The following is a 14,023-nucleotide window of genomic DNA, read 5'->3' as shown; positions in this document are numbered from 1 at the left end:
TCAAGACGTTCCACAGGGGTTGGGGGTGCGTAAAGACCCCTTCACTCGGCTCAGTCGAGTGAAGGGGCCTTTACGTGTCTGCGCCTTGAATTTCGAGCGCCCACCGCACGTACCGCATCGTCGGCGCGAAGCCCGCCTTCTCGAAGACCCCGAACGCGCCGGACGGGCTCGCCGAGTCCACGTTCAAGCTGGCCCGGTGGTAACCCTGCTCGGCCGCGGCCCGCAGCGCGTGCCTCATCAGCGCTCCGGCGACGCCCTGCCTCCGGTGTCCCCGGAGTGTTCCGACGAGCATGAAGTGCGCGTCGCGGACGCCGGTGGCCTCCGTGTCGGCCTCCCAGAACATGGTCACCAGCATTCCCACCGGTGCGCCCGTCGCCTCCTCCCGGAGCAGGAAGCTCACCTCGGGCCGGAAGGTCTGGTTGGTGATCTTGTTCTTCCACAGGTCCACGGGCATCGGCACCGCGCCCCAGTAGTCCCGGTACGCCTCGTTCCGGACGCCCCGGAAGTCCTCGTCGTTCCGCTCCGACCACGGCTCGATCCGGAACCCGTCCGGGATCCCCACATCGCCGAGCGAGCCGCCGAGCGGCTGTTCCATGCGCTGGAAGTAGCGCACCGCCGCGAATCCCCGGCTCCGGAGGAGCTCGGCCAGACCGGCGATCCGCTCGGGCCGGTTGACGTCCACCACGAGCTTCGAGGCCGGATGATGCAGCGCGTGCACCACTTCGGCCGCCTCGACCCCCGCGTCGACGAGCGCGGTTCCGAGACCCTGACGGCGATACCCGGGATGCACTCCGCCGTCGAGGAAGACCCGATGGACCTCTTCCGCGGACGGCTTGAAGCGGATCTTCATGTAGCCCGCCATCATGTCGCCGTCGAACGCGGCGAGACTCGCCCGATCCAGATCCGCGTACGGGTCGATCAACTCCTGGAGGGTGTCTTCCTCGGTGTAGTTCTCGCCGATGCCGTCCACGGTCTCCATGGCGTTGAGGAGGTCGGCCGACGCTTTAGCGTCCTCGCGGGTGAGCGGCCGCCACGTCAGGGTGTCGCGCATGCGGCGACGGTATCCCCGCGCGGTCGGGGTGTCTCCGGGTTTTCGATGGGCGTGGCCGTTTGCGCGAAACAGTATTTTATGACCTGCTCAAGGGGCCCGTACGGTCGATTTACATGGAGTGGAACTTTCGAACGGCCGAAGAACTCGCGGCCGCTTTGCGTGCCGGTGACGTGACTTCGGCGGAACTGACCGACGACGCGATCACCCGTATCGAGCGCGACGACAAGGCGATCAACGCCATCTGCGTACCGGACTTCGACCGCGCGCGGGCCGCCGCGCGCGATGCCGACGAGGCGCGCGCCCGCGGCGAAGACCGCCCGTTGCTCGGCATCCCGGTGACGGTCAAAGAGTGCTACGACATGGCCGGGCTGCCCACGACCTGGGGCATGCCGCCGCACCGGGACTACGTGCCCGCCGAGGACGCGGTCCAGGTGTCGCGGCTCAAGGCCGCGGGCGCGGTGGTGCTGGGCAAGACCAACGTGCCCTTGGGGCTGCAGGACATCCAGAGCTTCAACGAGATCTACGGCACCACCAACAATCCGTGGGATCACGAGCGCACGCCGGGCGGATCCTCCGGCGGATCGGCGGCGGCCCTGGCGTCCGGCTTCGGCGCGCTGTCCCTCGGCTCCGACCTCGCCGGTTCGCTGCGCACCCCCGCGCATTTCTGCGGCGTCTACGCGCACAAGCCGACCCTCGGGCTGGCGGCGACCCGCGGCATGGTCGCGCCGCCGTCACCGCCCCTGCCGGTCGAACTCGACCTCGCCGTCGTCGGGCCGATGGCGCGCTCCGCCCGCGACCTCACGCTCCTGCTCGACGTCATGACCGGACCGGACCCGCTGACGCTCGGCAAAGCACACCACGTGACGCTGCCACCCGCGCGCCACGAGCGGCTCCGCGACTTCCGGGTCCTGGTCATCGAGGAGCATCCGTTCATCCCGACCGGGTCCGCGGTACGGGCGGGCGTGAACCGGGTGGCCGACGCGCTCGCCGACGGCGGTGCCCGCGTCGAACGGCACACCCCGCTGCTGCCCGATCTGACCGAAGCCGCGACGCTCTACACGCAGTTGATGTTCTCGAGCTCCGTCGCACGGTTCCCAGTCGACGGGTACGAGCAACTGCAGGCCCGCGCCGCCGAACTGAGCGCGGACGACCAGAGCCTCGACGCGACGCGGCTGCGCGCCATGGTGTTCACCCACCGCGACTGGATGGAGGCGAACACCCGCCGCGAGCTCCACCGTCACGGCTGGCGGCAGTTCTTCACCGAGTTCGACGCCGTGGTGTGCCCGATCACGCCCACTCCCGCGTTTCCGCACGATCACAATCCGGATCCGCTGGCACGCCGGATCGACATCGACGGCGTCGAGTACCCGTACTTCGACCAGCTCGTCCTGGCCGGTCTGGCCACTATGCCCGGCCTTCCCGCCACCGCCATCCCGGCGGGCCGGTCCCCCGAGGGATTGCCGGTGGGGGTGCAGCTCATCGGGCCGATGTTCGAGGACCGCACCCCGCTGCGGCTGGCCGAACTCCTGGAGCGGGAGATCGGCGGCTTCCAAGTACCGAGGTAGCGAAAGGGGCCTCCGATGATCTCGGAGGCCCCGACTGTGTGGATTTTGGTGCGTTGGACGACCAGAAATCCACACGGTCTCGCGTGACCGGACCGGTCACGACAGCCGGGCGACGCGCTTGACGACGTCAGAAGCGGCTTGGCCTGCGCAAACGAAGAAACCCGACCGGCGAAAGATTCACCGATCGGGCTTCGATAAGCGTGGCCTGGTGGGCGCAGTAGGGATCGAACCTACGACCGCTCGGGTGTAAACCGAGTGCTCTCCCGCTGAGCTATGCGCCCGGAAGGTGACACCCGCGCACGGGTGCCACCGGTGAAGACTCAGGCCAGTGCGGCCACGGCCTTCTTCCACGCCTGCTGGTCGCGCGCCTCGCCGGGCTGGTTGACCTCGGCGAACCGCACGACGCCGTCCTTGTCGATCAGGAAGGTGCCGCGGGTGGCCAGGCCGGCCGCCTCGTTGAAGACGCCGTAGGCCTTCGCGACCTCACCGTGCGGCCAGAAGTCCGAGAGCAGCGGGAACTGGTAGCCCTCCTGCTCGGCCCACGCCTTGAGCGAGAACGGGGTGTCCACGGACACACCGATGACCTGGACACCTTCGCCGTCGTAGTCCGCGAACTCGTCGCGGAGCTGGCACAGCTCGCCGGTGCAGATACCGCTGAACGCGAACGGGTAGAACACCAGCAGGACCGGCTTGTCACCCTGGAAGGACGACAGCTTCACGGCCTGCTTGTTGTAGTCGTTGAGCGTGAAGTCCGGGGCTTGCGATCCGACCTCGACGGCCATACCGGCGGTTTCCTCTCAAAGAGCGAACAGGGGCCTGCGACGACAACCCTATCGTGTCGATCGCGCGGCTCCGGAGGTCACCGCTTGGTCTTGGACGACTTCGGCGATACCAGCCGGGTGCCTGCCCACTTCGGGCCCGCACTGATGTTGGCGGTCTGCGCCAACCCGACCTGCGGCACCGCTTCGGCGATCTCGCTCGGCTCGACGTGCCCTGGCTGTCCCGTCTTCGGGGTCAGCACCCAGATCACACCGTTCTCGTTCAAGGGGGTCCGGACCTCGATCAGCGTGTCTCCGAGATCACCGTCGTCTTCGCGCCACCACAGCAGCACAACGTCGATGACCTCGTCGGCGTCCTCGTCGAGGATGTCGCCGCCGATCTGCTCCTCGATCGCCGCTCGGAGGTCGTCGTCGACGTCCTCGTCCCAGCCGATCTCTTGGACCACCATGTCCGGCTTGATCCCAAGCCTTTCGGCGACGCTGCTCTGATCAGCGTCTCCCGCGGCGACCACTGCTGTCACTCCTCCAACTACGACGGAGCGTGGTGTCGCCTCGGCCGGATCGACCGGGCGGGCACCACACTCGGGTACACGATGCCCGTTAGCGAACACTGGTGAGGCGCTGCGCGCAACCGTCCACACCGGATCTTGAACAACTCGTGTCGCAGCGTACGGACATTCGGCCCACTCGTGGGTGGTCAATTCAGGCGCACTTGGGCACCGCCGGACACCCTGCTTTAGGGTGGGAGAGAAAACGCGCGCGCGAGTACAGGCGCGCGCGAGACGTGTCGCGATCGGGTACGCGAACGTTACCGATCAGTAGCGGTGACGCGAACGGAACCGGAGGACGACGATGGAAGGCGACACGTCCGCGTACGAGCAGAACCAGCTACCACCTTTCGCAAGGAGACCCCTTGGCCCCGCAGAACGACGGCGCCTCCGGCAAGGAGACCCCGGCACGCGTCCGCGTCATCCGTGACGGACTGGCGGCGCACCTGCCCGACATCGACCCGGAGGAGACTGCCGAATGGCTGGACTCCTTCGACGAGGCGCTGGCCAGGGGTGGTCAGCAGCGCGCCCGTTACCTGATGCTGCGCATCCTCGAGCGGGCCAGGGAACGCCACGTCGGCGTTCCGGCGCTGACGTCGACGGACTACGTCAACACCATCCCCACCGAGAACGAACCCTGGTTCCCCGGTGACGAGGAGATCGAGCGCCGCTACCGCGCCTACATCCGGTGGAACGCCGCGATCATGGTGCACCGCGCGCAGCGGCCCGGCGTCGGTGTCGGCGGTCACATCTCGACCTACGGCTCGTCCGCGGCGCTGTACGAAGTGGGCTTCAACCACTTCTTCCGCGGCAAGGACCACTCCAGCGGTGGCGACCAGATCTTCATCCAGGGTCACGCCTCCCCCGGCATCTACGCCCGCGCGTTCCTCGAGGGCAGGCTGACCGAGAACCAGCTGGACGGGTTCCGCCAGGAGTTCTCGCACGCGGGCGAGGGCGGCGGCCTGCCGTCGTACCCGCACCCGCGGCTGATGCCGGAGTTCTGGGAGAACCCGACCGTGTCCATGGGCCTCGGCCCGATGAACGCGATCTACCAGGCCCGGTTCAACCGCTACCTGCGTGATCGCGGCATCAAGGACACCGGCGACCAGCACGTCTGGGCGTTCCTCGGCGACGGCGAGATGGACGAGCCGGAATCGCGCGGCCTCATCCACGTGGCCGCGGGCGAGGGCCTCGACAACCTGACCTTCGTGATCAACTGCAACCTGCAGCGGCTCGACGGCCCGGTGCGCGGCAACGGCAAGATCATCCAGGAGCTGGAGTCGTACTTCCGCGGCGCCGGCTGGAACGTCATCAAGGTCATCTGGGGCCGCGAGTGGGACTCGCTGCTGCACGCGGACCGCGACGGCGCGCTGGTCAACCTCATGAACACCACGCCGGACGGCGACTTCCAGACCTACAAGGCCAACGACGGCGCCTTCGTCCGCGAGCACTTCTTCGGCCGCGACCCGCGGACCAAGGAACTGGTCAAGGACCTCACCGACGCCGACGTCTGGAACCTCAAGCGCGGCGGCCACGACTACCGCAAGGTCTACGCGGCCTACAAGTCGTCGCTGGAGCACCACGGCCAGCCGACGGTGATCCTGGCCCACACCATCAAGGGATACGGCCTCGGGCCGTCCTTCGAGGGCCGCAACGCCACGCACCAGATGAAGAAGCTCACCCTCGACGACCTCAAGCTGTTCCGGGACGCCCAGCGCATCCCGATCAGCGACGAGGAGCTCGAGCGGAACCCGAAGCTGCCGCCGTACTACCACCCCGGCAAGGACTCGGCGGAGATCGAGTACATGATCGGCCGCCGCAAGGCGCTCGGCGGCTTCCTGCCGGAGCGCCGCCCGAAGGCCTCCAAGGCGCTCGTGCTGCCCGGCGACAAGGTCTACGAAGGCATCCGCAAGGGCTCGGGCAAGCAGGAGGTCGCCACCACGATGGCGTTCGTCCGGCTCGTCCGCGAGCTGGCGAAGGACTCCGAGATCGGCAAGCGGATCGTCCCGATCATCCCGGACGAGGCGCGCACCTTCGGTCTCGACTCGATGTTCCCGACGGCCAAGATCTACAACCCGCACGGCCAGACGTACACGTCGGTCGACGCGAGCCTGATGCTGGCCTACAAGGAGTCCGAAAAGGGCGTCATCCTGCACGAGGGCATCAACGAGGCGGGCTCCACCGCGTCGTTCACCGCCGTCGGCACCTCGTACGCCACGCACGGCGAGCCGATGATCCCGATCTACATCTTCTACTCGATGTTCGGGTTCCAGCGGACCGGTGACGGCCTCTACGCGGCGGCGGACCAGATGGCCCGCGGGTTCGTGCTCGGCGCCACCGCCGGCCGCACCACGCTGACCGGTGAGGGCCTGCAGCACGCGGACGGGCACTCGCTGCTCCTCGCGGCGACCAACCCGGCCGTCGTGGCCTACGACGCGGCGTGGTCGTTCGAGATCGCCCACATCGTGCGGGACGGGCTGCGCCGGATGTACGGCGAGACCGGGCCGGACGGCAACGGCGAGAACATCTTCTACTACATGACGATCTACAACGAGCCCTACCAGCAGCCCGCCGAGCCGGAGAACCTCGACGTCGACGGCCTGCTCAAGGGTCTGTACCGCTACGCCGACGCCCCGTCGGGCGACGGTCCGGAGGCGCAGATCCTGGTGTCCGGTGTCACCATGCCGGACGCGTTGCGGGCGCAGCAGATGCTGGCCGAGGAGTGGGGCGTACGCGCGGCCGTGTGGTCGGCGACGTCGTGGACCGAGCTGCGGCGCGAAGCCGTCGAGGTCGACCACGACAACCTGCTCCACGCGGGCGACACCCCGCGTGTGCCGTACATCACGCAGAAGCTGTCCGGCACGAGCGGACCGGTCGTCGCGGTTTCGGACTGGATGCGCGCCGTCCCGGACCTGATCCGCCCGTGGGTGCCGAACGACATGCTGACGCTGGGCACCGACGGGTTCGGGTTCTCCGACACCCGCCCCGCCGCCCGGCGGAAGTTCCTGGTCGACGCGCAGTCGATCGTGGTCGGCACGCTGAGCGCGCTCGCCAAGCGCGGCGAGGTCGACCGGGCGAAGGTGGCCGAGGCGGCGCGCAAGTACCGCCTCGACGACGTCACCGCCGCGGGACCGCAGTTGTCGGACTCCGGTAGCGCGTAGCGATGCTATGAAAGGCCCGTTACTTGCAAATTTTGCAAGTAACGGGCCTTTCATTGCGTTCGGGACCGGACGAGCTAGGGTGAGACATCGGATGTTTCCGGGGCGAATCGAGAAGGTGAGCGAGTGTGACGAAGCGTCGACTGCCGAAGCCGAGTGAGCTGAAGCAGATCCTGCGGCCGAAGCCGATCGTGCTCAATCCGACCGAGCGGCGGCTGGCGGGCGCGCACACGATCGCCGACCTGCGGATGCTCGCCCGCAAGCGGACGCCCAGGGCGGCGTTCGACTACACCGACGGCGCCGCGGAACTGGAAGACAGCCTCCGCCGCGCCCGGCAAGCCTTCCGCAGCGTGGAATTCCACCCGAACGTCCTGCGCGGAGTGTCCGATGTGGACACGAGCAAGGAGATCCTCGGCAAGCGTTCGGCATTGCCGTTCGCGTTCGCGCCGACCGGGTTCACGCGGATGATGAACCACGAGGGCGAGTCCGCGGTGGGCCGGGTCGCGCAGCGCAACGGGATCCCGATGGGGCTGTCGACGATGGCGACGACGTCGATCGAAGACCTCGCGGCGGCCGCGCCGGAGGCCCGCAAGTGGTTCCAGCTCTACGTCTGGCGCGACCACAAGGCGGGCGAAGATCTGATGAATCGCGCCTGGGCCGCCGGGTTCGACACGCTCATGCTGACGGTGGACACCCCGGTCGCCGGCGCGCGGCTGCGCGACGTCCGCAACGGGCTGACCATCCCGCCCGCGCTCACTCTCAAGACGTTCGTCGACGGCGCGATGCATCCGGCGTGGTGGTTCAACCTGCTGACCACCGAGCCGCTGACCTTCGCGTCGTTGAGCCACTTCGACGGCACTGTCGCCGAACTGCTCAACAAGCTCTTCGACCCGACCTTGAACTTCGACGACCTCGACCGGGTTCGCCAAACCTGGCCCGGCAAGCTCGTGATCAAGGGGATCCAGAACGTCGACGACGCACGTGACGTGGTCAAGCACGGCGCCGACGCGGTGCTGCTGTCCAACCACGGCGGACGCCAGCTGGACCGCGCGCCGACGCCGATCGAACTGCTGCCCGCGGTGCTCGACGAGATCCAGGGCGACGCCGAGGTGTGGGTCGACACCGGCATCCTCTCCGGCGGCGACATCGTGGCCGCGATCGCTCGCGGAGCCGACGCGGTGCTCATCGGGCGCGCGTTCCTGTACGGCCTGATGGCCGGGGGCGAACGCGGCGTTCAGCGGTGCGTGGACATCCTGCGCGACGAGATGGTCAGGACCATGCAGTTGCTGGGCGTCCGCACCCTCGCCGACCTCAAGCCTTCACACGCGACGATGCGCTGACAACCCCGGTGCGGACCTGCTTCGCCGTCCGGTTCCAGCTCCACCAGCCGTGGACGACCAGTCCGGCGAACACGATGTAGACCGCGGCGGAGAAGTAGAGGCCCGACGAGAGCTGCAGCGGCACGCCGATCGCGTCGACGACCAGCCACACCAGCCAGAACTCGACGAGACCGGTGCCCTGCGCGGCGAAGGCGACCAGCGTGCCGACGAAGATCGCGGCGTCCGGCCAGGGCGCCCACGAGGCGTTCAGCGCGTCCAGGACCAGCGCCATCGCGGTGGTGCCGATCGCGAACGCGCCGAGCATCGCCAGGCGCTCGCCGAGGCGGCCCTTGCGGACGACGACGCCGTAGACCGGGTCGCTGCGGCGGGACCAGGCCCACCAGCCGTAGATCGAGATGGCGAGGATCGCGACCTGCCTGGTGGCGAGCCCGCCGAGGTGCGCGGAGAGATAGACCGAGAACAACAGCACGGTGGCGCCGACCTGGACCGGCCAGGTCCACAACGTGCGGCGTTGTGCCAGGAAGACCACGGCCAGCGCGAAGATCTGCCCCGCCAGTTCGGCGAAGGAGATCCACTGTCCGAGCACCGTGACACCGTTGTGCAGCAGGAAGTCCACGTCCTCGCCCCTCTCCGTCTCCCGCTCCAACATGCTCCGCCGCGACACCATTCCCTAGAGAGTGTGAGGTGCGGAACAGGGGACGGGCTCGAGAGCCGCTGAGGTGGAGTAGCCGAAGGGGACTTTGCCCGCGTGAGATGCGACGAAAGGGCCCTTCGCCGCGTGTTATGCGGCGAAGGGCCCCTTCAGCTCCACGCGGGCCCGGTGCCTTCCTCGATCACCGGGCCCCCGGGATGATCAGGAATCTACGCGACCGATCCCGACGGGCGAAGTCGGCGGCTCCGAACGGACCTCTTGCTTGCCGTTTCCGGCCTCCAGCTGGCCTTGAAGGTTGGCCAGCCAGCCCTGCCAGCGGTCCTGCGCCGGCTTGATCAGGCCACCGCCGAAGCCGACGACGATCACCCCGCCGATGGTGGCCAGCACGGCGACCAGGATCGGTCCGGTGACCGCGGTCGCGATGTTCACCTGGCCGAGCGCGGCGATGATGCCGAACGCCATGATCAGCCAGTAGGCGACCGTGCCGAGCAGCCGCCCCGCGGGCCGCGTGGACAGCGCGCCGGTCACCAGGTCGCGGACGACCTTCGCGATGGCGGCCGCGACGATCACCAGCACCAGGGCCACCAGGATGCGCGGCAGGAACGCGATGATCTCGTTGAGCAGCGCGCTGACCGGATTGCTCTCACCGAATACGCCGAACGCGAGTTGCAGCGCGATCAGGAGAATGAAGTAGTACACGAGTTTGACGAGGATCCCGCCCGCGTCGACATTCGCTTGTTTGAGCGTTCCGGTGAGTCCGGTCTTCTCGATGAGCTTGCCGAAACCGATCTTCGACAGAACCAGTCCCAATGCCTTTGACACGGCCTTGGCGATCAACCAGCCGATGAGCAGGATGATCAGGAATCCGACCAGTTTCGGCACGAAGGTGGCGACAAGGTTCCATGCTTGCCCCAGACCGTCTTTCAGCTGCTCGCCCACGGCGAACTCCCTCCTCGGCGCATCCGTGCCGAACCCGGCGCGGCTTGCGAGGGATCGTTGATCACGGGCACCTGACCGGCAACTCGGCACCCCACGATCGAGTGAGTGAACTAGCGGGAAAAGATCCACAAGTCGCATACTTGTTCTACCGGTGGGGACCGGGGAGACGAGGCCGCTCGGCGCGGCGTAAAACGCAAGCGCCGGGCGGCCTCGAGTTTTATGCAAACACCTTTCACCATTCATCGCCGCGTATCACGCGACGTCTGTCCACTTCGGACGCGAAGCCGGTAGTACCGCAGGACGAGGGCCACCTCGGCCGGGCGGACTAGGATCGGCTGACCATGGCTGATGCGACTTCCGGACGGCATGTCCCCAAGCACCACGGGCTGTCCGCCAAGACCCTCCGGCGGCTCGAGCACGCCTCCGGCCGGCTCGCGAGCGCGAGCGTGGCGGTGATGGAGGAGCGGCTGAGCTGGTTCGCCCGCCTCCCCGCCGACCAGCGCGCGAGCGTCCTGCTGATCACCCAGGCGGGTGCCGCCGGTTTCGTCGACTGGCTCCGCGACGCGAAGGAGGCGCTCTCGCTCACCACCGAGGCGTTTCGCGACGCGCCCGCCGAACTGTCCCGCTGGGTGAGCCTGCGGCAGGCCGTCGGCATGGTGCGGCTGGCGATCGAGGTGTTCGAGGAGCAGCTGCCGGAGTTCGCCGCGAACGAGGCGGAACGCGCCGCGCTGATCGAGGGGATCCTGCGTTACGGCAGGGAGATCGCGTTCGCCGCCGCCAACTCCTACGCGGCCGCCGCCGAGGCGCGCGGCGCCTGGGACGCGCGGCTGGAAGCGCTGGTCGTCGACGGCATCGTCCGCGGCGACGCCGAGGAGGCTGTGCTCTCCCGCGCCGCCGCGCTCGGCTGGGATCCGGCCGCGCCCGCCACCGCGCTGGTCGGCACCCCGACGTCGGACGATCCGCCCGCCGTGGTGTTCGAGGTGCGCAGCCGGGCCGCCAGGGTCGGGCGTCCCGTCCTGCTCTCGGTGCAGGGCTCCCGCCTGGTCGTGGTCGTCGCGGGCCCCACCGACGGCAGCGTCAAGGACCGCGAGATCCTCACCAAGCTGTCCGTCGCCTTCGCCGAGGGCCCGGTCGTCGCCGGGCCGACGGTGCCCACCCTCGCCGAGGCGCACCACAGCGCGACGGAAGCACTGTCCGGCCTGCGCGCCGTCGTCGGCTGGCCCGGCGCGCCGCGGCCCGCGAGATCGATCGACCTGCTGCCGGAACGCGCGTTGTCCGGCGACCCGGAGGCGGAACGCCTGCTCGTCGAGCAGATCGCCCGGCCGCTGGAGGAGGCGGGCCCGGCACTGCTGCGGACGGTGGAGACCTACCTCGACAGCGGCGGCGTCCTGGAGACCTGTGCGCGGACGCTGTTCGTGCATCCGAACACCGTCCGGTACCGGCTGCGGAAGGCGGCCGAACTCACCGGCCGCCACGCCGCCGAATCACGCGACGCGTGGGTACTGAAGGTGGCACTGACGGTCGGACGGCTGGCCCGCGCCCGCGGCCTCTGGTAAACCCGTTGGTAACTCTGCGCAGTGATGGACCTCATAGGGAAAGCTGGTTGAACCCGACAAGGCTTTTGGGTTAAGCGCAGAGATCAGGAAGGCACTTTTGGAGGGTTCCGACAATTACGTCGGCCGGACTTGGTGAGCGTCGGCATCACGACCATGGTGGCCGAGAGTGTTTTCTAGTGGGGTGACAGCAGCAGTCCTCGCCCCCGGTCAGGGTTCCCAAGCCCCAGGCATGCTCTCCCCTTGGCTCGAGCTCGACGGCGCCCGCGCGCGCGTCGAAGCCTGGTCCGAGCGGGCCGGTCTCGATCTCGTCCGCCTCGGCACCGAAGCGGACGCCGAAGAGATCCAGGACACCGCGATCACGCAGCCGCTGATCGTGGCGCTGTCGCTGCTGGCGTTCGAATACGTGCAGCGCGAGGCCCCGATCGCGGCGGACGCGCCGGTCGCCGGACACTCCGTCGGTGAGCTGGCCGCGGCCGCCATCGCCGGGGTGCTGAGCGCCGAGGACGCGGTCGCGCTGGCCGCCGTCCGCGGCTCGGAGATGGCGAAGGCGTGCGCGCTGGAGCCCACGAGCATGGCCGCGGTCATGCTCGGCGACCCGGAGCAGGTCGTCGCGTGGCTCGAAGGCCAGGGTCTCGCCGCGGCGAACCGCAACGGTGCCGGCCAGATCGTCGCTTCCGGCGCCGTCGGCGCGATCGAGAAGATCGTGGCCGAGCCGCTGGAGGGCACCAAGGTCCGCGCGCTCAAGGTCGCGGGCGCGTTCCACACGTCCTACATGGCACCCGCGCGTGAAGCGCTGGCCGCCCACGCTGCGAAGATCACCCCGGCGGACCCGACGCGTCCGCTGCTGTCGAACGCCGACGGCCAGGTCGTCACCAGCGGGGCCGAATACCTCGACCGGCTGGTCAAGCAGGTCACGAGCCCGGTGCGCTGGGACCTGACCATGGACGGTCTGGTCTCCGCGGGCGTCACCTCGACGCTCGAACTGCCGCCGGCGGGCACGCTGACCGGACTGGTCAAGCGACAGCTCAAGGGAACCGTGACCACCACCATCGCGCTGAAGACGCCGGCCGAGCTGGCGAAGCTTCAGGGGCAGGAGGACGCTTCGTGACCGACCGATCCACCTTGCGGCAGGCGCAGGGCGCCGCCGGGACCCGCATCCTCGGTGTCGGGAGCTTCCAGCCCGAGAAGATCGTGACCAACGACGATCTCTCGAAGATCATGGACACCAACGACCAGTGGATCCGTGAGCGGGTCGGCATCGTCGAGCGCCGGTTCGCCGAGAAGGACGAGTCGCTGGTCGACATGGCGGTCAAGGCGGGCACCGCCGCGCTCGCCGACGCGGGGGTGGATCCGTCCGAAGTGGACACGGTCATCCTGCCGAACTGCACGATGCCCACCCAGATCCCGAACGCCGCCGCCCAGGTGGCCGACCGGATCGGCATCACGCACCCCGCCGCGTTCGACCTCAACGCCGCCTGCGCCGGCTTCTGCTACGGCCTCGGTGTCGCGTCGGACCTCATCCGGGCCGGCAGCGCGAAGAAGGCGCTCGTCATCGGAGCCGAGAAGCTCACCGACCACGTCGACCCGGTCGACCGCGCGAACGCGATCATCTTCGCCGACGGCGCGGGCGCCGCGGTGGTCGGCGCGGCCGACACGGCGCAGATCGGCCCGGTCGCCTGGGGCAGCGCCGGTGAGCACGTCGACCTCATCTACATGCGCGACGACAAGTGGATCTACCAGGAAGGCCAGTCGGTCTTCCGGTGGGCGACCACGCAGATCGCGCCGATCGCCTTGCACGCGCTGGAACTGTCCGGGCTCGAACCGTCCGATGTGGACGTCCTGATCCCGCACCAGGCCAACCTGCGCATCGTCGAAGCCATCGCCAAGAAGCTGCGGGCCAAGGGCGCCCGCGAGGACATGGTCGTGGCCGACGACATCAAGTACTCGGGCAACACCTCGTCCGCGTCCATCCCCCTCGCGCTGGACCACATGCGCAAGGCGGGCACCGCGAAGCAGGGCGACGTCGTACTCGCCGTCGGCTTCGGGGCCGGACTCTCCTACGCGGGCCAGGCCTTCATCTGCCCGTGATGAATACTTCCCCTGCGGACACCGTGTCCGCGGGGCAGCCGAAAGCATCACCGAGAAGGGAACAACCAGTGGCAGACAACGCAGAGATCCTCGCCGGCCTCGCCGAGATCGTCGAAGAGGTCGCCGGTGTGGCGCAGGACGACGTGACCGCCGAGAAGTCCTTCGTGGACGACCTCGACATCGACTCGCTGTCCATGGTGGAGATCGCTGTTCAGGCCGAGGACAAGTTCGGCGTCAAGATCCCGGACGACGAGCTCGCGAACCTGAAGACCGTTGGCGACGCGGTGAACTACGTGTCGGCCAACTCCAAGTAAGTCCGAGTTCTTGATTGGCGCCGACCTTGGGGA

12 protein-coding genes and 1 tRNA gene are annotated in these 14,023 nt (G+C 68.5%); 7 read left to right on the top strand and 6 right to left on the bottom strand.

The features are described 5' to 3' along the window. Positions 1-70 precede the first annotated feature (70 nt). Entirely contained in the window at positions 71-1,051 is a 981-nt protein-coding gene (locus ACLJRM_RS10320) for a GNAT family N-acetyltransferase (RefSeq protein ID WP_410662882.1), read from the bottom strand. Between the two features lie 113 nt (positions 1,052-1,164). On the opposite strand from ACLJRM_RS10320, the gene ACLJRM_RS10315 reads away from it, so the two are divergent. Further along, the gene (locus tag ACLJRM_RS10315; RefSeq protein ID WP_410662881.1) at positions 1,165-2,616 is read left to right on the top strand and encodes an amidase; all 1,452 of its coding nucleotides are present in this window, start codon (positions 1,165-1,167) and stop codon (positions 2,614-2,616) included. A 206-nt stretch (positions 2,617-2,822) separates the two neighbouring features. Here ACLJRM_RS10315 and ACLJRM_RS10310 read toward each other — a convergent pair. The 3 genes from ACLJRM_RS10310 to ACLJRM_RS10300 all read right to left on the bottom strand — a co-directional run bounded on the left by ACLJRM_RS10310 (position 2,823) and on the right by ACLJRM_RS10300 (position 3,907). Further along, a tRNA-Val gene (locus ACLJRM_RS10310) sits at positions 2,823-2,897 on the bottom strand. 39 nt (positions 2,898-2,936) lie between these two features. After that, the gene (locus ACLJRM_RS10305) at positions 2,937-3,398 is read right to left on the bottom strand and encodes a peroxiredoxin (protein ID WP_101609554.1); all 462 of its coding nucleotides are present in this window, start codon (positions 3,396-3,398) and stop codon (positions 2,937-2,939) included. Positions 3,399-3,475: 77 nt separating this feature from the next. Then, positions 3,476-3,907 carry a DUF3052 domain-containing protein gene (locus ACLJRM_RS10300; RefSeq protein WP_034311133.1) on the bottom strand — a complete coding sequence of 144 codons (432 nt, stop codon included), beginning with the start codon at positions 3,905-3,907 and terminating at the stop codon, positions 3,476-3,478. A gap of 401 nt (positions 3,908-4,308) precedes the next feature. Between ACLJRM_RS10300 and aceE the strand changes: the two genes are divergently transcribed. Together aceE and ACLJRM_RS10290 are read left to right on the top strand one after the other, a co-directional pair. Then, positions 4,309-7,104 carry a pyruvate dehydrogenase (acetyl-transferring), homodimeric type gene (gene aceE, locus ACLJRM_RS10295; protein ID WP_101609555.1) on the top strand — a complete coding sequence of 932 codons (2,796 nt, stop codon included), beginning with the start codon at positions 4,309-4,311 and terminating at the stop codon, positions 7,102-7,104. Positions 7,105-7,229: 125 nt separating this feature from the next. Beyond that, complete coding sequence (locus ACLJRM_RS10290; RefSeq protein ID WP_101609556.1) at positions 7,230-8,441, top strand: alpha-hydroxy acid oxidase; 1,212 nt, start codon at positions 7,230-7,232, stop codon at positions 8,439-8,441. Here the strand turns inward: ACLJRM_RS10290 and ACLJRM_RS10285 are convergent. Both ACLJRM_RS10285 and ACLJRM_RS10280 read right to left on the bottom strand, forming a co-directional pair. Then, positions 8,413-9,057 carry a nicotinamide riboside transporter PnuC gene (locus ACLJRM_RS10285; protein WP_410663174.1) on the bottom strand — a complete coding sequence of 215 codons (645 nt, stop codon included), beginning with the start codon at positions 9,055-9,057 and terminating at the stop codon, positions 8,413-8,415. The genes ACLJRM_RS10290 and ACLJRM_RS10285 overlap by 29 nt on opposite strands. Before the next feature lie 237 nt (positions 9,058-9,294). Next, on the bottom strand, positions 9,295-10,032 hold the full coding sequence (locus ACLJRM_RS10280; protein ID WP_410662880.1) for a mechanosensitive ion channel family protein: 738 nt from the start codon (positions 10,030-10,032) through the stop codon (positions 9,295-9,297). Between the two features lie 341 nt (positions 10,033-10,373). On the opposite strand from ACLJRM_RS10280, the gene ACLJRM_RS10275 reads away from it, so the two are divergent. The 4 genes from ACLJRM_RS10275 to ACLJRM_RS10260 all read left to right on the top strand — a co-directional run bounded on the left by ACLJRM_RS10275 (position 10,374) and on the right by ACLJRM_RS10260 (position 13,990). After that, positions 10,374-11,588, top strand: coding sequence for a PucR family transcriptional regulator (locus ACLJRM_RS10275; RefSeq protein WP_101609559.1), 1,215 nt, complete (start codon positions 10,374-10,376; stop codon positions 11,586-11,588). A gap of 181 nt (positions 11,589-11,769) precedes the next feature. Further along, positions 11,770-12,696 (top strand): ACP S-malonyltransferase, encoded by a 927-nt coding sequence (locus ACLJRM_RS10270; RefSeq protein ID WP_255414860.1) that lies wholly within the window; start codon positions 11,770-11,772, stop codon positions 12,694-12,696. Continuing rightward, entirely contained in the window at positions 12,693-13,676 is a 984-nt protein-coding gene (locus tag ACLJRM_RS10265; RefSeq protein WP_101609561.1) for a beta-ketoacyl-ACP synthase III, read from the top strand. Before ACLJRM_RS10270 ends, ACLJRM_RS10265 begins: the two co-directional genes overlap by 4 nt. Before the next feature lie 68 nt (positions 13,677-13,744). Continuing rightward, on the top strand, positions 13,745-13,990 hold the full coding sequence (locus ACLJRM_RS10260) for an acyl carrier protein (RefSeq protein ID WP_004559006.1): 246 nt from the start codon (positions 13,745-13,747) through the stop codon (positions 13,988-13,990). The last annotated feature ends 33 nt before the right edge of the window (positions 13,991-14,023 follow it).

This window comes from Amycolatopsis sp. lyj-84 (assembly GCF_046549075.1).
Lineage (GTDB): Bacteria > Actinomycetota > Actinomycetes > Mycobacteriales > Pseudonocardiaceae > Amycolatopsis.
Note: the sequence above shows the minus strand (reverse complement) of the source record. Positions and strands in the feature narration are given on the sequence as shown.